Genomic DNA, 16,245 nt, shown 5'->3' on the forward strand with positions numbered 1-16,245 from the left:
CTATTTGACTACTTTTATTATAGGTGATGAGGAAAGCGGAAATCAAAACATACTTCTTATACTTTGTCCATATATATGAAGAAGAAAGGGGAATGACGATGGATGTAAGAGAACATACTTTTTTCTCTCTGCTTATTATTAGTTATTTTATTGCCTTTGGGGTTATACTTGGCGGTTCATTAATTGGTGGATTTGGTGCGTTTCTTATCGGAAAACCAGCTCTAACTTACATTAATCAATTCGCCCAAAATTTAAGAATTTGGGCACTCGTTGCAGCAATCGGTGGAACATTCGATACCTTTTATAGCTTTGAAAGAAGTTTCTTTGGCGGAGATATGAAAGATATCGTAAAACAAATTCTCCTTATTTTTTTCGCAACTGGTGGTATGCAAACAGGTCTCATTATTATTAAATGGCTAACGCAGGAACATGTATGAGAGTACCAAGTGCCAATACAGCAAAAAGATGGTACTTAGTATTAGCTGGTGCTGCTGTTGGAGGCGTGTTGAGCTGGTTTATTTTTTTGTACATATACGGTGTTTTTCAAGAAGAACAAGCTAGTAAAATAGCAGAACAAAGAGAAATTATAGAAAAACAAGAAGCAAAGCTCCACGTCCTTCTCGAAGATCAAGAAAAATTGAACACTGAAAATAAACGGCTCTTAACCATTCAAGAGATTAAAATAAAACTTATCAATCGGGAAAAATACGATTTAGACAATCTTACACTCGAAAATATGACTACATCTATCCATAATGATCTCCAGCATCTTTTAACGAAAAACATTCAAAGTATCGCAAAAAATAAAGACCTACTCAAAAAGGTAATCGAAAACAAAACGTACAAACATTACGATCGACTATACCGTTTTAAAGTCGATACAATATCTTTTGATACAGTGCTTGAAATTAGCATTACTATAGAAAAGGAAAAATAAAGAAGGAGGGCTTTAGCGCCGCTCCTTCTTTTCGTTCTAACATATAGTCCCTTATTTACAAATCTCACGTAAATCAGCAAAAAGACGATCCGCTTCTTCCCAAGAAGATGCCTTGGCACCAGAAGCCATCGGATGTCCTCCGCCGTTATATTGCATTGCCAATTTGTTTATAACTGGTCCTTTTGAACGAAGACGAACACGAATTACGTCGTCTTCCTCTAAAAATAGAACCCACGCCTTTAATCCATCAATATTGCCAAGCGCTCCAACAACACCAGATGCTTCAGAAGGAAGTACATCAAATTCTTCTAATACTTCTTTCGTTAATTTAATGTAAGCTGCTCCTTCTTCTACCATCGTAAAGTTTTGTAAAATATAACCGTTTAAACGAGCAATTTTTTCTTTTGTCTTATACATTTCATTGTATAAATCTGTGAATTTCACACCCATGTCAACAAGCTCACTTACGTAACGAAGTGTTTTTGCTGTCGTATTTGGGAATAAGAAACGACCTGTATCTCCAACAATTCCTGCTAAAATAAGGCGGGCTGCTTCTTTTGTTATTTTTAATCCTTTATCTTTTCCATAGTTATAAAACTCATAAATCATTTCACTTGTCGAACTCGCTGTCGTATCTACCCACGTAATATCTCCATATGGATCTTCATTTGGGTGATGATCAATTTTAATTAACATCTTCCCTTTTGTATAGCGTTGATCGTCAACACGTTCTTGATTCGCAGTATCACAAACAATAACAAGCGCATTTTCGTATATACTATCTTCAATATCATCCATTACTCGTAAGTATGCTAACGATGGTTCATTGTACCCAACCGTATAAATATTTTTCTCTGGAAACGATTCTTTTAGAATTGTACCAAGGCCACCCTGTGAACCTAATGCATCTGGATCCGGACGCACGTGGCGATGAATAATAATTGTATCAAACTCTTTAATTGCTCCTAAAATTTGCTCATGCATATGTATAATCTCCTTTTTAATCAACTTCTTCACTTTATCTCTCATTATAACGGAAAGTATTTCATACATGCGAACAATTGCTTTATAATAAAAGTTAGAAAGTTTAGATATTTCTTTTTTCTCCACTATTTTTTTCATAAAACGATGGGAGTGTTCATTATGCCAGTATTAGTCTTCTGTATTATCGTCTCATTTATGTTGTATCTCTTCTACAAAACAAAATACTTTCGTACAAACCGCCCAATGGAGAAAGGTTGGCTCTCTGGAAAATCCGCAATGGCACTCGGTTCATTCGTCTTATTCTTCGGGATAAACCAATTCTTTTTAGAACTTTCAACCGCTCGTATTATCGTTGGTATCTTATTCGTTCTATTTGGTAGTGCAAGTGTATTTAATGGATTTCGCCAATACAAACATTTCTTACCATTAGCAGTTAAAGAAGCAGAAGTCTATGAAACAACGTAAAAAAGCATCAAAATTGTGATGCTTTTTTACGTCCCCTAACTTTTAAAATCATATATGCGACAAACGCAGATGGTATATTAAATGGGTTACCTTGTACGTGAAAATGTAATTGTTCTTCTCCAAAAGACATTTTTTCATATAGCTCTCGCTGAGATAATCCTGTCTTTTCCTTTTTTTCATGTAAACCTTGTAAATATAAATATTGGATCGGTATCATTACAAGAAAGTAAAATAATGCGATACTACCAAAAAAGAGTACGGCTGACGACATAATGTATACCACCTTTCATAAATCCATTTTCTTACAATATTATCATAACACAATATACAACCAAATTGAATTACTATTCTGTCTTTTCTTGCGTTACTTTTCCATTCCACCCCATACATATTTCACTAAAACTCTCATCTAAAATCATGCCTTTCAAATTTAAAACAACAAAAAAGATGGAACAAATCAAAACGATTTGTTCCATCTTTTTATTTATCAATTAACTGAACCATAAGTAATGCTTTTCCAACGACATTACCTTCATGATGCACCTCTACATCAACCTTACCAAATTTACGCCCAATTTCTAATACTTTCGGATGAACGGATACAACATTATCAATTTGAACCGGCTTTACGAAATAAATTGTTAAGTTTTCAACAATTAAATCGCTTTTCTTTTGCGCACGAATAACGCGATTTGTCGCTTCTGTCACAATTGTTGCAAATACACCGTACGATAACGTTCCGATTGAGTTCGTCATTTGCGGCGTCACTGAAAATTGATATAGATGCTCATTTTTCGCTTCTTTTGGCGTCATAAATTGATTCGTTACAATATCATCAATTGTTTCTCCAACTTGTGGCTGACGTTGAATCATTTGCAGTGCCTGAAGTACATCTTGACGGCTAATAATACCTTGCAGTTTATTTCCTTCCTCAACGACAGGAAGTAATTCAATTCCTTCCCACACCATCATACGTGCCGCAGCTGCGACAGACATTTTACCATTCACTGTAATTGGGTGTTTTGTCATTACTTTATCAATTGGTGTTTCTTTCGCTACACCGATCATGTCTTTTGAAGTTACGATTCCTAGCACTTTTTTATTTTCATCGACAATTGGATATCTTCCGTGCATTGTCTCTTCATTATATGCATGCCATTGCTGTACTGTATCATGTGGCTTTAAATATAACGTTTCTTCAATTGGTGTTAAAATATCCTCAACAAGTACAATTTCTTTCTTAATCAGTTGATCATAAATTGCACGGTTAATTAACGTTGCGACCGTAAATGTATCGTAGCTACTTGAAATAATCGGCAGCTTTAATTCGTCTGCTAATTTCTTCACATGATCTTCTGTATCAAATCCACCCGTAATTAATACAGCGGCTCCAGTTTCTAGCGCTAATTGATGTGCATTCGTACGGTTACCAATAATGAGTAAATTCCCAGCTTCTGTATAGCGCATCATCGCTTCTAATTTCATAGCTCCGATTACGAATTTATTTAATGTTTTATGTAGTCCTTCTCTGCCCCCAAGTACTTGACCGTCGACAATGTTAACGACTTCTGCATATGTCAGTTTTTCGATATTCTCTTTCTTCTTTTGTTCAATTCGAATTGTTCCGACACGTTCAATTGTACTAACATATCCTTTATTTTCTGCATCTTTAATTGCACGGTAAGCTGTCCCTTCACTTACACTCAAATCTTTCGCAATTTGTCTTACAGAAATTTTATGGCCTACTGGCAGGCTATTAATATGTTCTAAAATTTGGTTATGCTTGGTAGCCAAATGGTTTCACCATACTTTCTTTTCCCTAAATTCTTCATGTGTTGTACTTTCAGTATACTATATTTTCAAAACTGTTACACTCTCTCTTTGCATACCTGTACTATTTTTTTTATAACAAAATGACTCTTACATTCCACCAGTCATTCTATTACAACAATGTAATGCTATTGTCATCTCATTCGATAGTTCGCCCACTTGATTCCCTATACAATGAAGACAAGAAATAAAACAAAGGAGCGAACACATGATGAAAAAACTTTTAGAGGTTGTAGGTGCTGTATTTTTAGCTTTCGTAGATGGGAAAAAAGTTGCAATGGAATTGAATGAAACACCTGAACAACCACGTACCAAAAGAAAAGAATCACCAAAACAAATACAAGCATTAAAAGCTGTTCTACACACGTAAAAACCCTTCACTTTTCTTTTCTATAGTGTAATACTTTCTCCAGCTTCTAATACTTTCCCTGTACAATTTTGTAGCTTTTCTACAAATTGATATGGATCTTGTTCAATAACTGGGAACGTATTGTAATGCATCGGTACAACAGTTTTCGCATTAATCCATTTTGCCGCTAGTACAGCATCTTCTGGTCCCATTGTGAAATTATCACCAATTGGTAAAAATGCTAGATCAACTTTATTTAATTCCCCCAATTAACTTCATATCAGAGAATAGTGCAGTATCTCCTGCGTGGTACACTGTTTTCTCTTCTGCTGTAAATAAAATACCTGCTGGCATACCTGTATATGTAATCGTCTTATTTGCTTCATCAATATAACTAGAGCCGTGGAATGCTTGTGTAAACTTCACTTTTCCAAAGTCAAATTCATGTGAACCACCAATATGCATCGGATGTGTATTTACACCTTGCCAACTTAAAAATGTTGCTAGTTCAAATGGCGCTACAACAACTGCATTATTTTTCTTCGCAAGTTCTACTGTATCTCCAACATGATCACCGTGTCCATGCGATAAAAGGATTGCATCCACTTTTACATCTTCAGCTTTTAAATCTGTTTTCGGATTACCTGTTAAAAACGGGTCAATTAAAATAACTTTTCCATTCGCCTCAATTTTCACAACTGAATGCCCATGATAAGATACTTTCATTATTACATTCCTCCCCTATTCACATTCTCACTTTTTATTCTACATGATTTTTCAATTCCCTGTCTTTTCTAACATCTATTTACTTGTCATAACGCTTTCTTCCGAGTTAAAGTTATATTTGTAATTAAATATCTCGGGGGGGCCAATCGATGAATGCTAGATTAGAAAATTTAATGCAATGGCTAAAAGAAAAAAACGTAGAAGCTGCGTTCTTAACTTCTACACCGAACGTCTTCTACATGACGAACTTCCACTGTGAACCGCATGAAAGATTACTTGGTATGTTTGTATTCCAAGAAAAAGAACCTATTTTAATTTGTCCTAAAATGGAAGAAGGTCAAGCACGTAACGCTGGCTGGGCACATGAAATTATCGGATTTACTGATACTGACAGACCATGGGATATGATTGCAAAAGCAATTAAAGACCGCGGCATCAATGCAAATGCAGTTGCAATTGAAAAAGAACATTTAAACGTAGAGCGCTACGAAGAATTAACGAAATTATTCCCAAATGCAGCTTTCAAATCAGCTGAGGAGAAAGTTCGCGAACTTCGTTTAATTAAAGATGAAAAAGAACTTTCTATTTTACGCGAAGCAGCTAAAATGGCGGACTACGCTGTTGAAGTTGGTGTAAATGCAATTAAAGAAAACCGTAGCGAGCTAGAAGTATTAGCAATTATTGAACACGAATTAAAAACAAAAGGCATACATAAGATGTCATTTGATACGATGGTATTAGCGGGTGCAAACTCTGCTCTTCCACACGGTATTCCTGGCGCAAACAAAATGAAGCGCGGTGATTTCGTACTATTTGATTTAGGTGTAATCATTGAAGGTTATTGCTCTGATATTACACGTACAGTAGCATTCGGTGAGATTTCTGAAGAGCAAACTCGCATTTACAACACTGTACTTGCTGGACAACTACAAGCAGTTGAAGCATGTAAACCAGGTGTTACACTTGGCGCAATCGATAACGCTGCTCGTTCTGTTATCGCAGATGCAGGTTACGGAGACTTCTTCCCGCACCGACTTGGTCATGGACTTGGAATTAGCGTACATGAATATCCAGATGTAAAAGCTGGTAACGAGTCTCCATTAAAAGAAGGTATGGTCTTCACAATCGAACCTGGTATTTACGTACCAAACGTAGGTGGCGTTCGTATTGAAGATGATATTTACATTACAAAAGACGGATCAGAAATTTTAACGAAATTCCCGAAAGAATTACAATTTGTAAAATAATAAAAAGGCAGCGTGAATGCTGCCTTTTTTTATTCCTCTACTATTTCAAATTTCTCTACAATCATTCTTGCTGGATAGCTTTCAAGTATTTGAGAAAACCATACTTTTATTTTATCCCCTGTTTTTAACTGTTTATATGCGTCTTTGTCCTTAAAGCTCAAGACTATATGTGGTGGATGCTCTTTATTCATTTGTTGTTCTATATAATTTTGTAACTCTACTTTTGTTTCAAACGTTTTATCATCGGCAAAAAATACCGTGTCATTTCTTAATATGATATACCCTTCTTTAGGGACTTCTTTTACCGTTACCTGCTCTACTTGTTTTGTAGTACAAGCTGATAATATGACTAGAAATACACTTAAAAACATAACAATTTTCACATGCCTATTCATTTTTAACTCCTTAATTTAGGCTATTTCAAATTTAACACCATCTTCTCCTCATACTTATCATCCCATTTAATTACAACTTCTATCGGTTCATCTTTAGATAGAGGTGCACAACTTACACAAGAAGATTTTATTTCAACCCTTGCTCCTTTATGAACTTCTGACGTTTGTGTCATTGTACTAAAGGCTCCATTAATAGCAATCTCTAAGTTTTTAAATTCTGTCTTTCCATCCCCACCCTTATATTGAAACGTAAACATTCCATCTTCACTGTCATCCTTAATATGCCCTTTATATTGTCCAGTCCAACTTTTGCTCTCACTAGAAAAATTAACATACGAAATGGAACAGCTTCCTAAAAAGAAAATACTAATGAAAAAGAATAATGCTCTCTTCATAATGCCCCCTCCATTCAAATACACTTATTTATCCCGCATTTACGGACAGTAAGATCCCCACATCAAAATTCATTGCCTATTCCTTCCTTTTATTATACTATTAAAATACAGAATTTTCTAAAAAAGGAGGATTTATATGTTACAACAACAATTAGAAGAAATTCGTAATAATAATTACATACTGGATAACACACTTAACATTGATTCTTTAAGTTCCAATATGCTTGAACATATTGGCGATACTAATAGCTATTTAAGGGACAAACTCATCTACTCTACTTTTTATCATCTCATCAAAAATCGCTACCTTTCACACACACAATTACAGAAACTATTATTAGAAAGCATCGGTGAAAAATATTTATTGTATAAGATTCATTCAGATGATGAAGATGCTGTATTTACTCGTGCATTTACGACCTTATTAATTGCGCTCATTATAGATGCAGATACAACTCATAATTTCTTATCACAGAATGATATTTTAACTGTAAAAGATCAATTAATTCTATATATGAACAATGAACATGATTTCCGCGGATATGTGCAAGACCACGGCTGGGCACATAGTATCGCACATGCTTCCGATACATTTGAGGCGCTTGTTCATAGTCCTAAACTAGAAACTTTACATTACGAAGAGATATTAAAAACTTTGTTAAACAAAGTTTGTGTCCATTCTATTTACTACAAATATGAAGAAGACGATATGAAGAAGACGAGCGTCTCGTTTATCCGATTGTCACAATGCTGCAAAATGGCCTGAAAGAAGAAATACTCATATTAGCCCTTCGTGACTTAGTAGCTCAATTACCGGTCCAAAAACAAGCACTACCTATTGAATCGTACGAGTTTTTATATGGAAATACAAAATCTTTCTTACGTAGCTTATTTTTCAGACTACGCACACTTTCTATATGTGAAGAAACCGAATTCGAAATTGAGAAATTGCTACAAGAGCTTCCAAAATATTATTAAAAAAGAAGGCCACTCAAAAAGTGCCTTCTTCTATTTCACTAATATTTAATTGAAATTTCACGATCCAAACTGAGAAAAGGTGGACAAGAAGCGCAAACGCCATACATGCTCCACTTAAAAAAGTTAGTATAGGATGCGAATACACGTGCCCCAACCCATAGGATATCGCCACGAAAAACATTGTTATGTAAATATAAATTGCTCCATGTATTTGCCTCATATAAACCTCCTTTTCCCATATTATAACATAAATTTTCTGATTATTCACATTAATTACTTGTAATCAATATTTCTCAACTGTTACACCTCTTACAGCAGCCTTAATATACGGTGATCCTTGTAAACTTTGTAAATCCTCTGTTTTTCCTGTTACAACTACACCGTATATTGGTAAGTCTTTTGGTTTGGTGTTTTTTATTTCTTTATCCCGCATTAACGGGCAGTAAGACCTCACATCAAAATTCAGCGGAAGCAAAGAAATTAGGTGGGGGGCGGACTGCCCGTAAAAGCCCGATTGGTGAGGGCTGATAATCAGTGAGGGATGAACCACTCCACTGATTAAAGTTTCACTTTATAGTTTATCCTAAAATATTCTCGATATCCCTCTTTATTTTCACTTAAAGATATTCAAATGCAGCTTTTATAAATTTTTTCATAATAAAAAGCACATCCATTTTGATGCGCTTTTCACATATATTTTAGTAAAATATGAATCATTTTTTTGAAGCAAAAACTCCCACTCCTCTCTCCCCATACTATCGTTATGACTTAGTTGCCATAATAATTGAACGAGGATAGAACCCCAACTTTTCATAAAACGATACAGCTTCATTTCCATACACTACTGTTAATTCAATTTCATCTATCTTCTTCGCTTTAAACCATTCCACTGCACTATTCATTAATTTTAAGCCAAATCCGTTTCTTCGGTATTTTTCATCAACGAATAAAACTTCAATCTTTCCGCTTACACTTTTACTATACGCTATACAAAACCCTAATATATCATCTGTTTCCGCCTCAACTAATAATTCAATTCTATATTCTCCGTAATTTGAATTCTGTTTATAATTTTCAATACGTTCCTCAAATGTCATTCTTGGATAATCACCAGAAAAATGTTTTGATTTATTATTATGATATTCATGCAATTTATTTAAAGGTTCTCTTATTATTTCTATTTCACCGAGAGTGATATATTTATTACTAATTTTCATCCTACAGCATCTCCAATAATATATATTCCAACAAAAAAGAAGATCATTTTACAGTTATAAAATAACAATCTATTATTTCATCGCTTCCTTCACAACATCTTGAATCATAACAACTTCTGTTTTCATATCAATAGACGTTGCTTCTTCATCGATACATTCATACCAAAATGCTAAGTGCTTTTTATCAATTTCATGATGCGAATTTTCGACAAAAATACCACCTTCTCCTTGCACAGAATACCAATATAAGTACTCTTCTCCATCTCTTATTTCCCGGAAAATTGTCTCAACGTACATCTTTTCGTCGTTTAATGTCAAAAGCACTTCTTTCAAATTGTCATTAAGAAGCTGCATCCATTCATCTACTCGATGACTCTTACCAGGCTTAACTTTAAATCTTGTTAATTCTACATTCATTTTTATTCCCCCGTTTTCTTACGTACAAACAAACTATATTCTATTGGATGATAAAAACTTAATTTACTAGCTAATTTTCGCGAAGGAATATTGTCTACATAACAATCCCAGCTCGGTATAATGTCATTTTGCATGCAATGTTCAATGAACCTTGTTGCAACAGCTTGAGCTAATCCTTTCCCTTGATGCGCTTCATGTGTTGCAATATCTATTTCAGCAAAACCATTCCCGCTAAATATTGAGACACATTCAGCTACAATTATCCCATCTTGTTCTATACAAAATCCAAAACCACTGTTCAAAAACGTTTCTTTTGATCCCCAATACTCTTTGTAGTACTCCTCTTTAAATTCACTGCTGCGCTCTATATCTCTTCTATCAATACGCTTCACTTCATATGTATTTTTGTTAAAATCTCGTTGGCTCTCTTCAAAGGTTACGCTTTGAAATTTCATTCGCGGGATGTTCCGAAGTACATTACTAAAACGCTCTTCTATCATCATTTCCCACTCTTCACTCGAAGTGAAGAGTGTAAATCTCTTCTCTGTTTTTTCAATAGCCGTTTTTAAATATGAAAATAACTCTTCGTTATAATTTTGATCATTCGTATCACCAAATAAATAATAGATACCGTTAGCTGTAATAATTAATCCTGCTGTTAATTGCCCGTTTATAAAAACCTCACCATCTATCATTTGATCACATACCGCATAAGCAAACGTCGTCGTTCTTGTATTACCTTCTAAAACCGGAAGAACTTTTCTATAATCGGCTACAGATAATTTTTTCATAATTGCTCCACTTTAATCGTATCAGCCTCTATATGTTCAAAACAAAGATTTACCGTTCTCTTTAATGCTCTCGTTCTATGAATCGTACATGCTGGAATTAAAATAGAATCATTTGGCTTTAAAACCGCTGTTTCTCCATCTTCAAAATCAATAAGTAATTCTCCCTCTAGCACAATAAATAATTCATCCGAATTAGAATGATAGTGCCAATCATATTCACCCGTAAAGACAGCGATGCGTAAGCAATGACTGTTTATGTTTGAAACGACGAAGTTTTTATGTTGATCTTGAATGTCTTTTGTTAATTCTATTAAGTTCACAGTTTCCATATTTCGTCCCATCCTTCCATTAGTCGTTCTTCTGAAAAATCAACTTAGTCTCCACCACCTCCGCAATCTCCTCCACCATCACTTGAGCTACTACAGTCATTGCTACTGTAGTCACCGAACCCACTTGATGAGCTTGAAGCGTATGAAGATTTTTTGCTTCTTTTTCTATCTTTTTTACTTTCATGACTAGGCCATACTTTATCAAATAATATAAAGAATAAGACTAATTCTATTGCAACAAGTATAAATTCTAGAATGCTCTCAATAATATTGGGAGTTATCCCAAAACTGTAAAACACTCCAAATGAATACATACACAAAATTACATACAGAGCCATACAAATATACCGGAATGTTTTTTCTATCATAATGACTACTTTTTGTGAAAAAGGTATGTTCTGTTTCTGTTTTTTCTTTATGTACTTTTGTCTTTTAGCTTGCTTTTGCTTCCTTTTTTTACTCCCCATTGAATCCCCTCTTTTATTATATAATTCTAAATTATCATAATAAAAATCGATTTACACCAATAAATAACAATTATTCACATGTTATTTCCCCATATAAAAAAGACCCTCCTTATGAAAAGGAAGGTCTCAAATGTATTTCTATTATGATAAAGCAGGAGCTTTTTCAAGTAGCTCTTTCGCATCAGCGTATTGTAAGCCGTGAGCTTCTGCAACTGCTTCGAATGTTACATATCCATCTAATGTGTTAATACCTTTTAATAATGCAGAGTTGCCTAGGCAAGCATCTTTATAGCCTTTGTTCGCAATTTGTACTGCATATGGTACTGTTACGTTTGTTAATGCAAGAGTTGACGTACGTGGAACCGCACCTGGCATATTAGCAACTGCATAATGAACAACGCCATGTTTTTCGTAAGTTGGGTTGTCATGAGTTGTAATACGATCAGTTGTTTCGAAAATACCACCTTGGTCAATCGCAATATCTACAACGACAGAACCTGGTTCCATTGATTGAATCATTTCTTCAGTTACAAGTTTTGGCGCTTTTGCACCCGGAATTAATACTGCTCCAATAACAAGGTCAGATTCTTTAACAGCTTCTGCAATGTTGTATGGATTAGACATTAATGTTTTTACTTGGTTACCGAAAATATCATCTAATTGACGAAGACGTTCTGCACTTAAGTCAATGATTGTTACATCTGCACCTAAACCTACTGCAATCTTAGCTGCGTTTGTACCAGCTTGACCACCGCCGATGATTGTTACTTTGCCGCGTTTTACCCCTGGAACGCCTGCAAGTAAAATACCTTTACCGCCTTTGTTTTTCTCAAGGAATTGTGCACCGATTTGTGCAGACATACGACCAGCTACTTCACTCATAGGTGCAAGTAATGGTAAAGAACGATTGTCTAATTGTACTGTTTCGTATGCGATTGATGTAACTTTGTTATCGATTAATGCTTTCGTTAATTCTGGTTCTGGAGCTAAGTGTAAGTATGTGAATAAAATTAAACCTTCACGGAAATAGCCGTATTCACTTGCTACTGGCTCTTTTACCTTCATAACCATATCTTGATTCCATGCTTCTTCAGCAGTTTCTACAAGTTTCGCACCAGCTTGTACGTATTCTTCATCTGTAAAGCCAGATCCTAAACCTGCTCCTTTTTGAACAAAAACTTCGTGACCATTTTGTACTAAATGTACTGCTCCCGCTGGCGTCATTGCCACACGGTTTTCATTGTTCTTAATTTCTGTTGGAATACCGATACGCATGATTAGTTCCCCCTTGAGTTATGAAATGACCCCTGAATCATTTTTTAAAGCGCTTTCTACGCTCTTATATTTTAACATAATATCTCAATATTTGACAAAAAATAATACAAGTTTTCCGATAGATTTAATTTTATATTAAAGGACAGTATTATCCGCACCTCTCAGCACAATGGATAAACTGTCCAATTATTCGAAACTTCATCTTATTTTATTCTATCGATGTCTATGAATAACATCCACTGCACCAGTCACTTCAATAATTGTACCGGTAATCATATCGGAATCGTCCTCACATAAAAACGAAATGGTTCTTGCAATATCTTCACCTGTTCCAGATCTACCAATCGGTGTGTTATGCTCTTTCAGCTGACGTGCTTCTTGAATAGTTGCCTCTTTCATATCGCCAATAATATCACCAGGACATACCATGTTCGCAGTAATACCATACTCCGCTTCTTCATAAGCAACTGTTTTCGTTAATGAAACAAGTCCTACTTTCGCTGCGGCAAAAGCTGAACGATAAATCCATCCCGGTGCACTATCCGCCCCTTGAAATCCGTAATTAATAATACGGCCAAAGTTCTGTTTTCTCATGACCGGAACAACAAGTTTTAATAAATGAAATACCGCTGTTAAATTTCCCTGAATCATTTCATTCCATTCATCTTCTTCATAATCAACTAACTTTTTTCGTTCAAATACATATGGACCAGCATTATTAATTAAAAAGTCAATTTTGCCAAAACGGCTCATCGCTTCTTCTACTATTTTATGTAAATCTTCCTTTTTCGTGACATCTGCTTGCACGAATTGTAGACGCTCTTCCACATCTTTATATGTTTCTTTCATCGTTTCCATAGCCGTGATATCGCTATGATACGTTACTGTTACTGAATAGCCTTTAGCCAATAACTTTTCTGTTACTTGCTTTCCTAAACCTTTCGTACCGGCTGTAATGAGCGCATGTCTCACAAAACTGCCCCCTTTTAAATTGCTATACTTCATATGTAACAAGTTCTCGCTCCAATTACAACTAAAATGAATTGAAACAGAGTTTTCAAAATTCTGTAACGTTTCTGGCAAGCACGTTACCAAAATTTGTTTTATAATTAAGTTGTAAACAGTTATAAAACAGATTGGGAGGAATTTACTATGAATAATACATATACAAATATTTTAATCGCGGTGGATGGTTCTAAAGAAGCAGAAAAAGCCTTTAAAAAAGCAATTCAAGTCGCAAAGCGCAACAATGCAACATTAACAATCGCTCATATCGTTGATGTAAAAGCGTACTCAGCAGTAGAGGCTTATAGCCGTGCAATTGCTGAACGTGCAAATCTATTTGCAGAAGACTTATTAGAAGACTACAAAAAAACTGCGCTTGAAGCTGGTCTTGAAAAAATTGAAACTGTATTAGAATTTGGTAATCCTAAATCTAAAATTTCAAAAGAAATCGCTCCAAACCATAAAGTAGATTTAATTATGTGTGGTGCAACTGGTTTAAATGCTGTTGAACGTTTCCTAATTGGTAGCGTCTCTGAACATATTATTCGCTATGCGAAATGCGATGTCCTTGTTGTTCGTGGTGATGAGGAGCAAGGTGATCTTTAATTTATAGATAAAACACCAAGTCCACATATTTTACCGAAGGATAAGGAAAATTAAGTTCGAGGCTCGAATGAACAATAAACACATATTGTTAAACAATGATAATAAACTAAAAAAGGGGTGGGAAATCCACTCCTTTTTTCACGACATGCCTTTATTTTTATTCATAGGAATAAATCTTCTCTGTTCTTCTCTACTCTTGTATGGATTTTAAAATATCAATCCACTCCACAAAATCAAAGAACACTTCAAAATCCCCATTTTCCAATTGATTATTTAATAAAATTTAAACTGTATTCTACTTAATTCTTTGAGCGATTGGATGGTCATCTTTTAGTTGTAACAAATCCCATAAATTCCCGTATAAATCTTTGAATACTGCAACTGTTCCATATTCTTGCTCTTGCGGTTCTCTCACAAATTCTATTCCTCTTGAGATCATTTCATTATAATCTCTCCAAAAATCGTCAGTATTTAAGAAAAGAAAAACTCTACCGCCTGATTGGTTACCGATAAAAGAATCTTGCTCAGGTTTAGATGCTCTAGCCAGTAGTATTGTCGTGCCGACTGAACCAGGAGGAGATACCACTACCCATCTTTTATTTTGCTCTGGCTGATATATATCTTGGACCAATGTAAAATTTAGTTTCTTTGTATAAAACTCTATTGCCTCATCGTAGTCTTTTACTACTAATGCGATATGAACTATTGATTGAACCATTATTATTCCTCCTATTATTACTAAACAAATTATAGTATAACATTTCTTACTTTAATCTATCTGTTAGTTTAATAACACTGGCTCTTGTTTTTCTTCTTATAACAATACATGAAAGACTGTATTCAGTAGCATGTAGTTATTAAATAGGTTATTCCTTTCTTAAATCATTACAGAAACGACTTTATTGTTACTTTGATGAATGTAGTGATAAAAAACAAGCGTATCAAGCTAAGTGTTTCTACACTTTAAAACTACATTGTTAAACAACATGTGTCTTCGTGTAGTATATCTTATATATTTTTAACTATTTTAAATTCAGTGTTACATATTAGGCTTCGTGTTTTCATTTTATAAACTTCACTATAAATACAAGACAAGCCACAATAACAACAGTAATTGCTAATACATAGGGAGGAAGAAACTTCAAAGACCATAATGCCATCATAATCGTCGCAACCGTTAAGTATGTTTGCTTTGCATCTTCTGTCATTTTTTTACGAAGTAAGAAGACGTACAAATAGCCAATTGGCGGCGTAATGAAACAAAGAACATATATGATTTTTGATTTTAAATACCATTTTTGTTCTCCAAGTTTCTTTATATCCCCTTCTATTCTCTTATGCTCTTGTTCTTTCGCTTCTTCTACAAGCGGATTTTCCTCTTCTCCTCGCTTTTCTTTCATATAAGAAAGAAAGTGCATAAAAAAATAGTATGCGAATACGAACGCTCCAAATCCAATATTTAACCTTTCTAATGGAATATGCTCACTAAAAAAAGCAGCAGTAAGTACTAAAGACAAACAGTACGTCATCATCCAAAATGAACGTTTTCTCTTTTTCCGTTCCATTTCTTTTTTACCTTGTATATCTTTTCTTTTCGAAAGCCATATAGAAATAAAGCAATCTACTACAAATAGAGAAAAGATAAATATCGCAACATGTGCTGTTTCTACATTTCCAAATGAAAATACGTTTGGGAATGCAACATGCAATACAATTAGCGTGTACAAAATTAGCCCTATAAAATAAATACGTCTCATTTTCCATCCCTTTCTTATTTCCTAACATTACGTTAACATACATTTTTTAGAAATAGACGGACAAAATATATATGT

The 16,245-nt window shown here is 34.6% G+C and carries 21 protein-coding genes and 3 pseudogenes; 7 read left to right on the forward strand and 17 right to left on the reverse strand.

Features of this window, described 5'->3' with window-relative positions; genetic code table 11:
- Window positions 1–23 precede the first annotated feature (23 nt).
- Window positions 24–437: a YtrH family sporulation protein gene (locus ACQRBL_RS23050; RefSeq protein WP_002005839.1), complete on the forward strand. Its 414-nt coding sequence runs from the start codon at window positions 24–26 to the stop codon at window positions 435–437.
- Window positions 434–937 carry a sporulation membrane protein YtrI gene (ytrI, locus tag ACQRBL_RS23055; RefSeq protein ID WP_001265736.1) on the forward strand — a complete coding sequence of 168 codons (504 nt, stop codon included), beginning with the start codon at window positions 434–436 and terminating at the stop codon, window positions 935–937. The genes ACQRBL_RS23050 and ytrI overlap by 4 nt, the downstream gene beginning before the upstream one ends.
- Window positions 938–988: 51 nt before the next feature.
- Here ytrI and ACQRBL_RS23060 read toward each other — a convergent pair whose 3' ends face one another.
- Window positions 989–1,921, reverse strand: coding sequence for a DHH family phosphoesterase (locus ACQRBL_RS23060; RefSeq protein WP_053563565.1), 933 nt, complete (start codon window positions 1,919–1,921; stop codon window positions 989–991).
- A gap of 159 nt (window positions 1,922–2,080) precedes the next feature.
- Between ACQRBL_RS23060 and ACQRBL_RS23065 the strand changes: the two genes are divergently transcribed.
- Window positions 2,081–2,386 (forward strand): YtpI family protein, encoded by a 306-nt coding sequence (locus tag ACQRBL_RS23065; protein ID WP_001144766.1) that lies wholly within the window; start codon window positions 2,081–2,083, stop codon window positions 2,384–2,386.
- Between the two features lie 7 nt (window positions 2,387–2,393).
- Here the strand turns inward: ACQRBL_RS23065 and ACQRBL_RS23070 are convergent, their stop codons facing one another.
- Both ACQRBL_RS23070 and ACQRBL_RS23075 read right to left on the reverse strand, forming a co-directional pair.
- Window positions 2,394–2,657, reverse strand: a complete 264-nt coding sequence (locus ACQRBL_RS23070) for a DUF3949 domain-containing protein (RefSeq protein WP_000093046.1) — start codon at window positions 2,655–2,657, stop codon at window positions 2,394–2,396.
- Between the two features lie 209 nt (window positions 2,658–2,866).
- On the reverse strand, window positions 2,867–4,180 hold the full coding sequence (locus tag ACQRBL_RS23075; RefSeq protein WP_000201579.1) for a CBS domain-containing protein: 1,314 nt from the start codon (window positions 4,178–4,180) through the stop codon (window positions 2,867–2,869).
- A 244-nt stretch (window positions 4,181–4,424) separates the two neighbouring features.
- On the opposite strand from ACQRBL_RS23075, the gene ACQRBL_RS23080 reads away from it, so the two are divergent.
- Window positions 4,425–4,586, forward strand: coding sequence for a hypothetical protein (locus ACQRBL_RS23080; protein WP_000976304.1), 162 nt, complete (start codon window positions 4,425–4,427; stop codon window positions 4,584–4,586).
- Window positions 4,587–4,606: 20 nt separating this feature from the next.
- On the opposite strand, the pseudogene ACQRBL_RS23085 reads toward ACQRBL_RS23080, so the two are convergent.
- Window positions 4,607–5,291: pseudogene (locus ACQRBL_RS23085) on the reverse strand (metal-dependent hydrolase).
- A gap of 149 nt (window positions 5,292–5,440) precedes the next feature.
- Here ACQRBL_RS23085 and pepQ point away from each other — a divergent pair.
- Window positions 5,441–6,538 carry a Xaa-Pro dipeptidase gene (pepQ, locus tag ACQRBL_RS23090; protein WP_000994037.1) on the forward strand — a complete coding sequence of 366 codons (1,098 nt, stop codon included), beginning with the start codon at window positions 5,441–5,443 and terminating at the stop codon, window positions 6,536–6,538.
- A gap of 29 nt (window positions 6,539–6,567) precedes the next feature.
- On the opposite strand, the gene ACQRBL_RS23095 is transcribed toward pepQ, so the two are convergent.
- Both ACQRBL_RS23095 and ACQRBL_RS23100 read right to left on the reverse strand, forming a co-directional pair.
- A complete protein-coding gene (locus ACQRBL_RS23095) occupies window positions 6,568–6,933 on the reverse strand; it encodes a DUF3221 domain-containing protein (RefSeq protein ID WP_063548752.1) in 366 nt (121 codons plus the stop codon).
- 20 nt (window positions 6,934–6,953) lie between these two features.
- Window positions 6,954–7,328, reverse strand: a complete 375-nt coding sequence (locus tag ACQRBL_RS23100) for a hypothetical protein (RefSeq protein WP_000816700.1) — start codon at window positions 7,326–7,328, stop codon at window positions 6,954–6,956.
- A gap of 136 nt (window positions 7,329–7,464) precedes the next feature.
- Here ACQRBL_RS23100 and ACQRBL_RS23105 point away from each other — a divergent pair.
- Window positions 7,465–8,306: pseudogene (locus ACQRBL_RS23105) on the forward strand (DUF2785 domain-containing protein).
- Window positions 8,307–8,319: 13 nt separating this feature from the next.
- Here ACQRBL_RS23105 and ACQRBL_RS23110 read toward each other — a convergent pair.
- From ACQRBL_RS23110 to ACQRBL_RS23150, 9 genes and pseudogenes are all read right to left on the reverse strand, one after another.
- Entirely contained in the window at window positions 8,320–8,526 is a 207-nt protein-coding gene (locus ACQRBL_RS23110) for a hypothetical protein (RefSeq protein WP_001248905.1), read from the reverse strand.
- A gap of 63 nt (window positions 8,527–8,589) precedes the next feature.
- Window positions 8,590–8,730: pseudogene (locus tag ACQRBL_RS23115) on the reverse strand (anti sigma factor C-terminal domain-containing protein); the annotation flags it as partial.
- A 337-nt stretch (window positions 8,731–9,067) separates the two neighbouring features.
- The gene (locus ACQRBL_RS23120; protein ID WP_000703678.1) at window positions 9,068–9,523 is read right to left on the reverse strand and encodes a GNAT family N-acetyltransferase; all 456 of its coding nucleotides are present in this window, start codon (window positions 9,521–9,523) and stop codon (window positions 9,068–9,070) included.
- Window positions 9,524–9,595: 72 nt separating this feature from the next.
- The gene (locus tag ACQRBL_RS23125; RefSeq protein WP_063548754.1) at window positions 9,596–9,940 is read right to left on the reverse strand and encodes a DUF6176 family protein; all 345 of its coding nucleotides are present in this window, start codon (window positions 9,938–9,940) and stop codon (window positions 9,596–9,598) included.
- A 2-nt stretch (window positions 9,941–9,942) separates the two neighbouring features.
- Window positions 9,943–10,731: a GNAT family N-acetyltransferase gene (locus ACQRBL_RS23130; protein ID WP_411995767.1), complete on the reverse strand. Its 789-nt coding sequence runs from the start codon at window positions 10,729–10,731 to the stop codon at window positions 9,943–9,945.
- Complete coding sequence (locus ACQRBL_RS23135; protein ID WP_000450933.1) at window positions 10,728–11,060, reverse strand: cupin domain-containing protein; 333 nt, start codon at window positions 11,058–11,060, stop codon at window positions 10,728–10,730. Before ACQRBL_RS23135 ends, ACQRBL_RS23130 begins: the two co-directional genes overlap by 4 nt.
- Before the next feature lie 44 nt (window positions 11,061–11,104).
- On the reverse strand, window positions 11,105–11,527 hold the full coding sequence (locus ACQRBL_RS23140) for a hypothetical protein (RefSeq protein WP_411995766.1): 423 nt from the start codon (window positions 11,525–11,527) through the stop codon (window positions 11,105–11,107).
- Window positions 11,528–11,668: 141 nt separating this feature from the next.
- On the reverse strand, window positions 11,669–12,802 hold the full coding sequence (ald, locus tag ACQRBL_RS23145; RefSeq protein ID WP_411995765.1) for an alanine dehydrogenase: 1,134 nt from the start codon (window positions 12,800–12,802) through the stop codon (window positions 11,669–11,671).
- A 213-nt stretch (window positions 12,803–13,015) separates the two neighbouring features.
- Window positions 13,016–13,807: an SDR family oxidoreductase gene (locus ACQRBL_RS23150; RefSeq protein WP_002024902.1), complete on the reverse strand. Its 792-nt coding sequence runs from the start codon at window positions 13,805–13,807 to the stop codon at window positions 13,016–13,018.
- 147 nt (window positions 13,808–13,954) lie between these two features.
- On the opposite strand from ACQRBL_RS23150, the gene ACQRBL_RS23155 reads away from it, so the two are divergent.
- Window positions 13,955–14,413, forward strand: a complete 459-nt coding sequence (locus ACQRBL_RS23155) for a universal stress protein (RefSeq protein ID WP_001066672.1) — start codon at window positions 13,955–13,957, stop codon at window positions 14,411–14,413.
- A 295-nt stretch (window positions 14,414–14,708) separates the two neighbouring features.
- Here the strand turns inward: ACQRBL_RS23155 and ACQRBL_RS23160 are convergent, their stop codons facing one another.
- Entirely contained in the window at window positions 14,709–15,131 is a 423-nt protein-coding gene (locus ACQRBL_RS23160) for a VOC family protein (protein ID WP_000250791.1), read from the reverse strand.
- Between the two features lie 343 nt (window positions 15,132–15,474).
- Complete coding sequence (locus ACQRBL_RS23165) at window positions 15,475–16,170, reverse strand: hypothetical protein (RefSeq protein WP_411995764.1); 696 nt, start codon at window positions 16,168–16,170, stop codon at window positions 15,475–15,477.
- Window positions 16,171–16,245: the final 75 nt, after the last annotated feature.

Source organism: Bacillus sp. AF62 (assembly GCF_050312695.1).
GTDB lineage: Bacteria > Bacillota > Bacilli > Bacillales > Bacillaceae_G > Bacillus_A > Bacillus_A cereus.

Bases quoted from the DNA above. Each gene is read 5' to 3' on its own strand.
- ACQRBL_RS23095 (WP_063548752.1), bottom strand. From the start codon at position 6,933: ATGAATAGGCATGTGAAAATTGTTATGTTTTTAAGTGTATTTCTAGTC.
- ACQRBL_RS23060 (WP_053563565.1), bottom strand. From the start codon at position 1,921: ATGCATGAGCAAATTTTAGGAGCAATTAAAGAGTTTGATACAATTATT.
- ACQRBL_RS23155 (WP_001066672.1), top strand. From the start codon at position 13,955: ATGAATAATACATATACAAATATTTTAATCGCGGTGGATGGTTCTAAA.
- ACQRBL_RS23125 (WP_063548754.1), bottom strand. From the start codon at position 9,940: ATGAATGTAGAATTAACAAGATTTAAAGTTAAGCCTGGTAAGAGTCAT.
- ACQRBL_RS23160 (WP_000250791.1), bottom strand. From the start codon at position 15,131: ATGGTTCAATCAATAGTTCATATCGCATTAGTAGTAAAAGACTACGAT.
- ACQRBL_RS23100 (WP_000816700.1), bottom strand. From the start codon at position 7,328: ATGAAGAGAGCATTATTCTTTTTCATTAGTATTTTCTTTTTAGGAAGC.
- ACQRBL_RS23065 (WP_001144766.1), top strand. From the start codon at position 2,081: ATGCCAGTATTAGTCTTCTGTATTATCGTCTCATTTATGTTGTATCTC.
- ytrI (WP_001265736.1), top strand. From the start codon at position 434: ATGAGAGTACCAAGTGCCAATACAGCAAAAAGATGGTACTTAGTATTA.
- ACQRBL_RS23080 (WP_000976304.1), top strand. From the start codon at position 4,425: ATGATGAAAAAACTTTTAGAGGTTGTAGGTGCTGTATTTTTAGCTTTC.
- ACQRBL_RS23110 (WP_001248905.1), bottom strand. From the start codon at position 8,526: ATGAGGCAAATACATGGAGCAATTTATATTTACATAACAATGTTTTTC.
- ACQRBL_RS23165 (WP_411995764.1), bottom strand. From the start codon at position 16,170: ATGAGACGTATTTATTTTATAGGGCTAATTTTGTACACGCTAATTGTA.
- pepQ (WP_000994037.1), top strand. From the start codon at position 5,441: ATGAATGCTAGATTAGAAAATTTAATGCAATGGCTAAAAGAAAAAAAC.
- ACQRBL_RS23120 (WP_000703678.1), bottom strand. From the start codon at position 9,523: ATGAAAATTAGTAATAAATATATCACTCTCGGTGAAATAGAAATAATA.
- ACQRBL_RS23130 (WP_411995767.1), bottom strand. From the start codon at position 10,731: ATGAAAAAATTATCTGTAGCCGATTATAGAAAAGTTCTTCCGGTTTTA.
- ACQRBL_RS23150 (WP_002024902.1), bottom strand. From the start codon at position 13,807: ATGAAGTATAGCAATTTAAAAGGGGGCAGTTTTGTGAGACATGCGCTC.
- ACQRBL_RS23070 (WP_000093046.1), bottom strand. From the start codon at position 2,657: ATGTCGTCAGCCGTACTCTTTTTTGGTAGTATCGCATTATTTTACTTT.
- ald (WP_411995765.1), bottom strand. From the start codon at position 12,802: ATGCGTATCGGTATTCCAACAGAAATTAAGAACAATGAAAACCGTGTG.
- ACQRBL_RS23135 (WP_000450933.1), bottom strand. From the start codon at position 11,060: ATGGAAACTGTGAACTTAATAGAATTAACAAAAGACATTCAAGATCAA.
- ACQRBL_RS23140 (WP_411995766.1), bottom strand. From the start codon at position 11,527: ATGGGGAGTAAAAAAAGGAAGCAAAAGCAAGCTAAAAGACAAAAGTAC.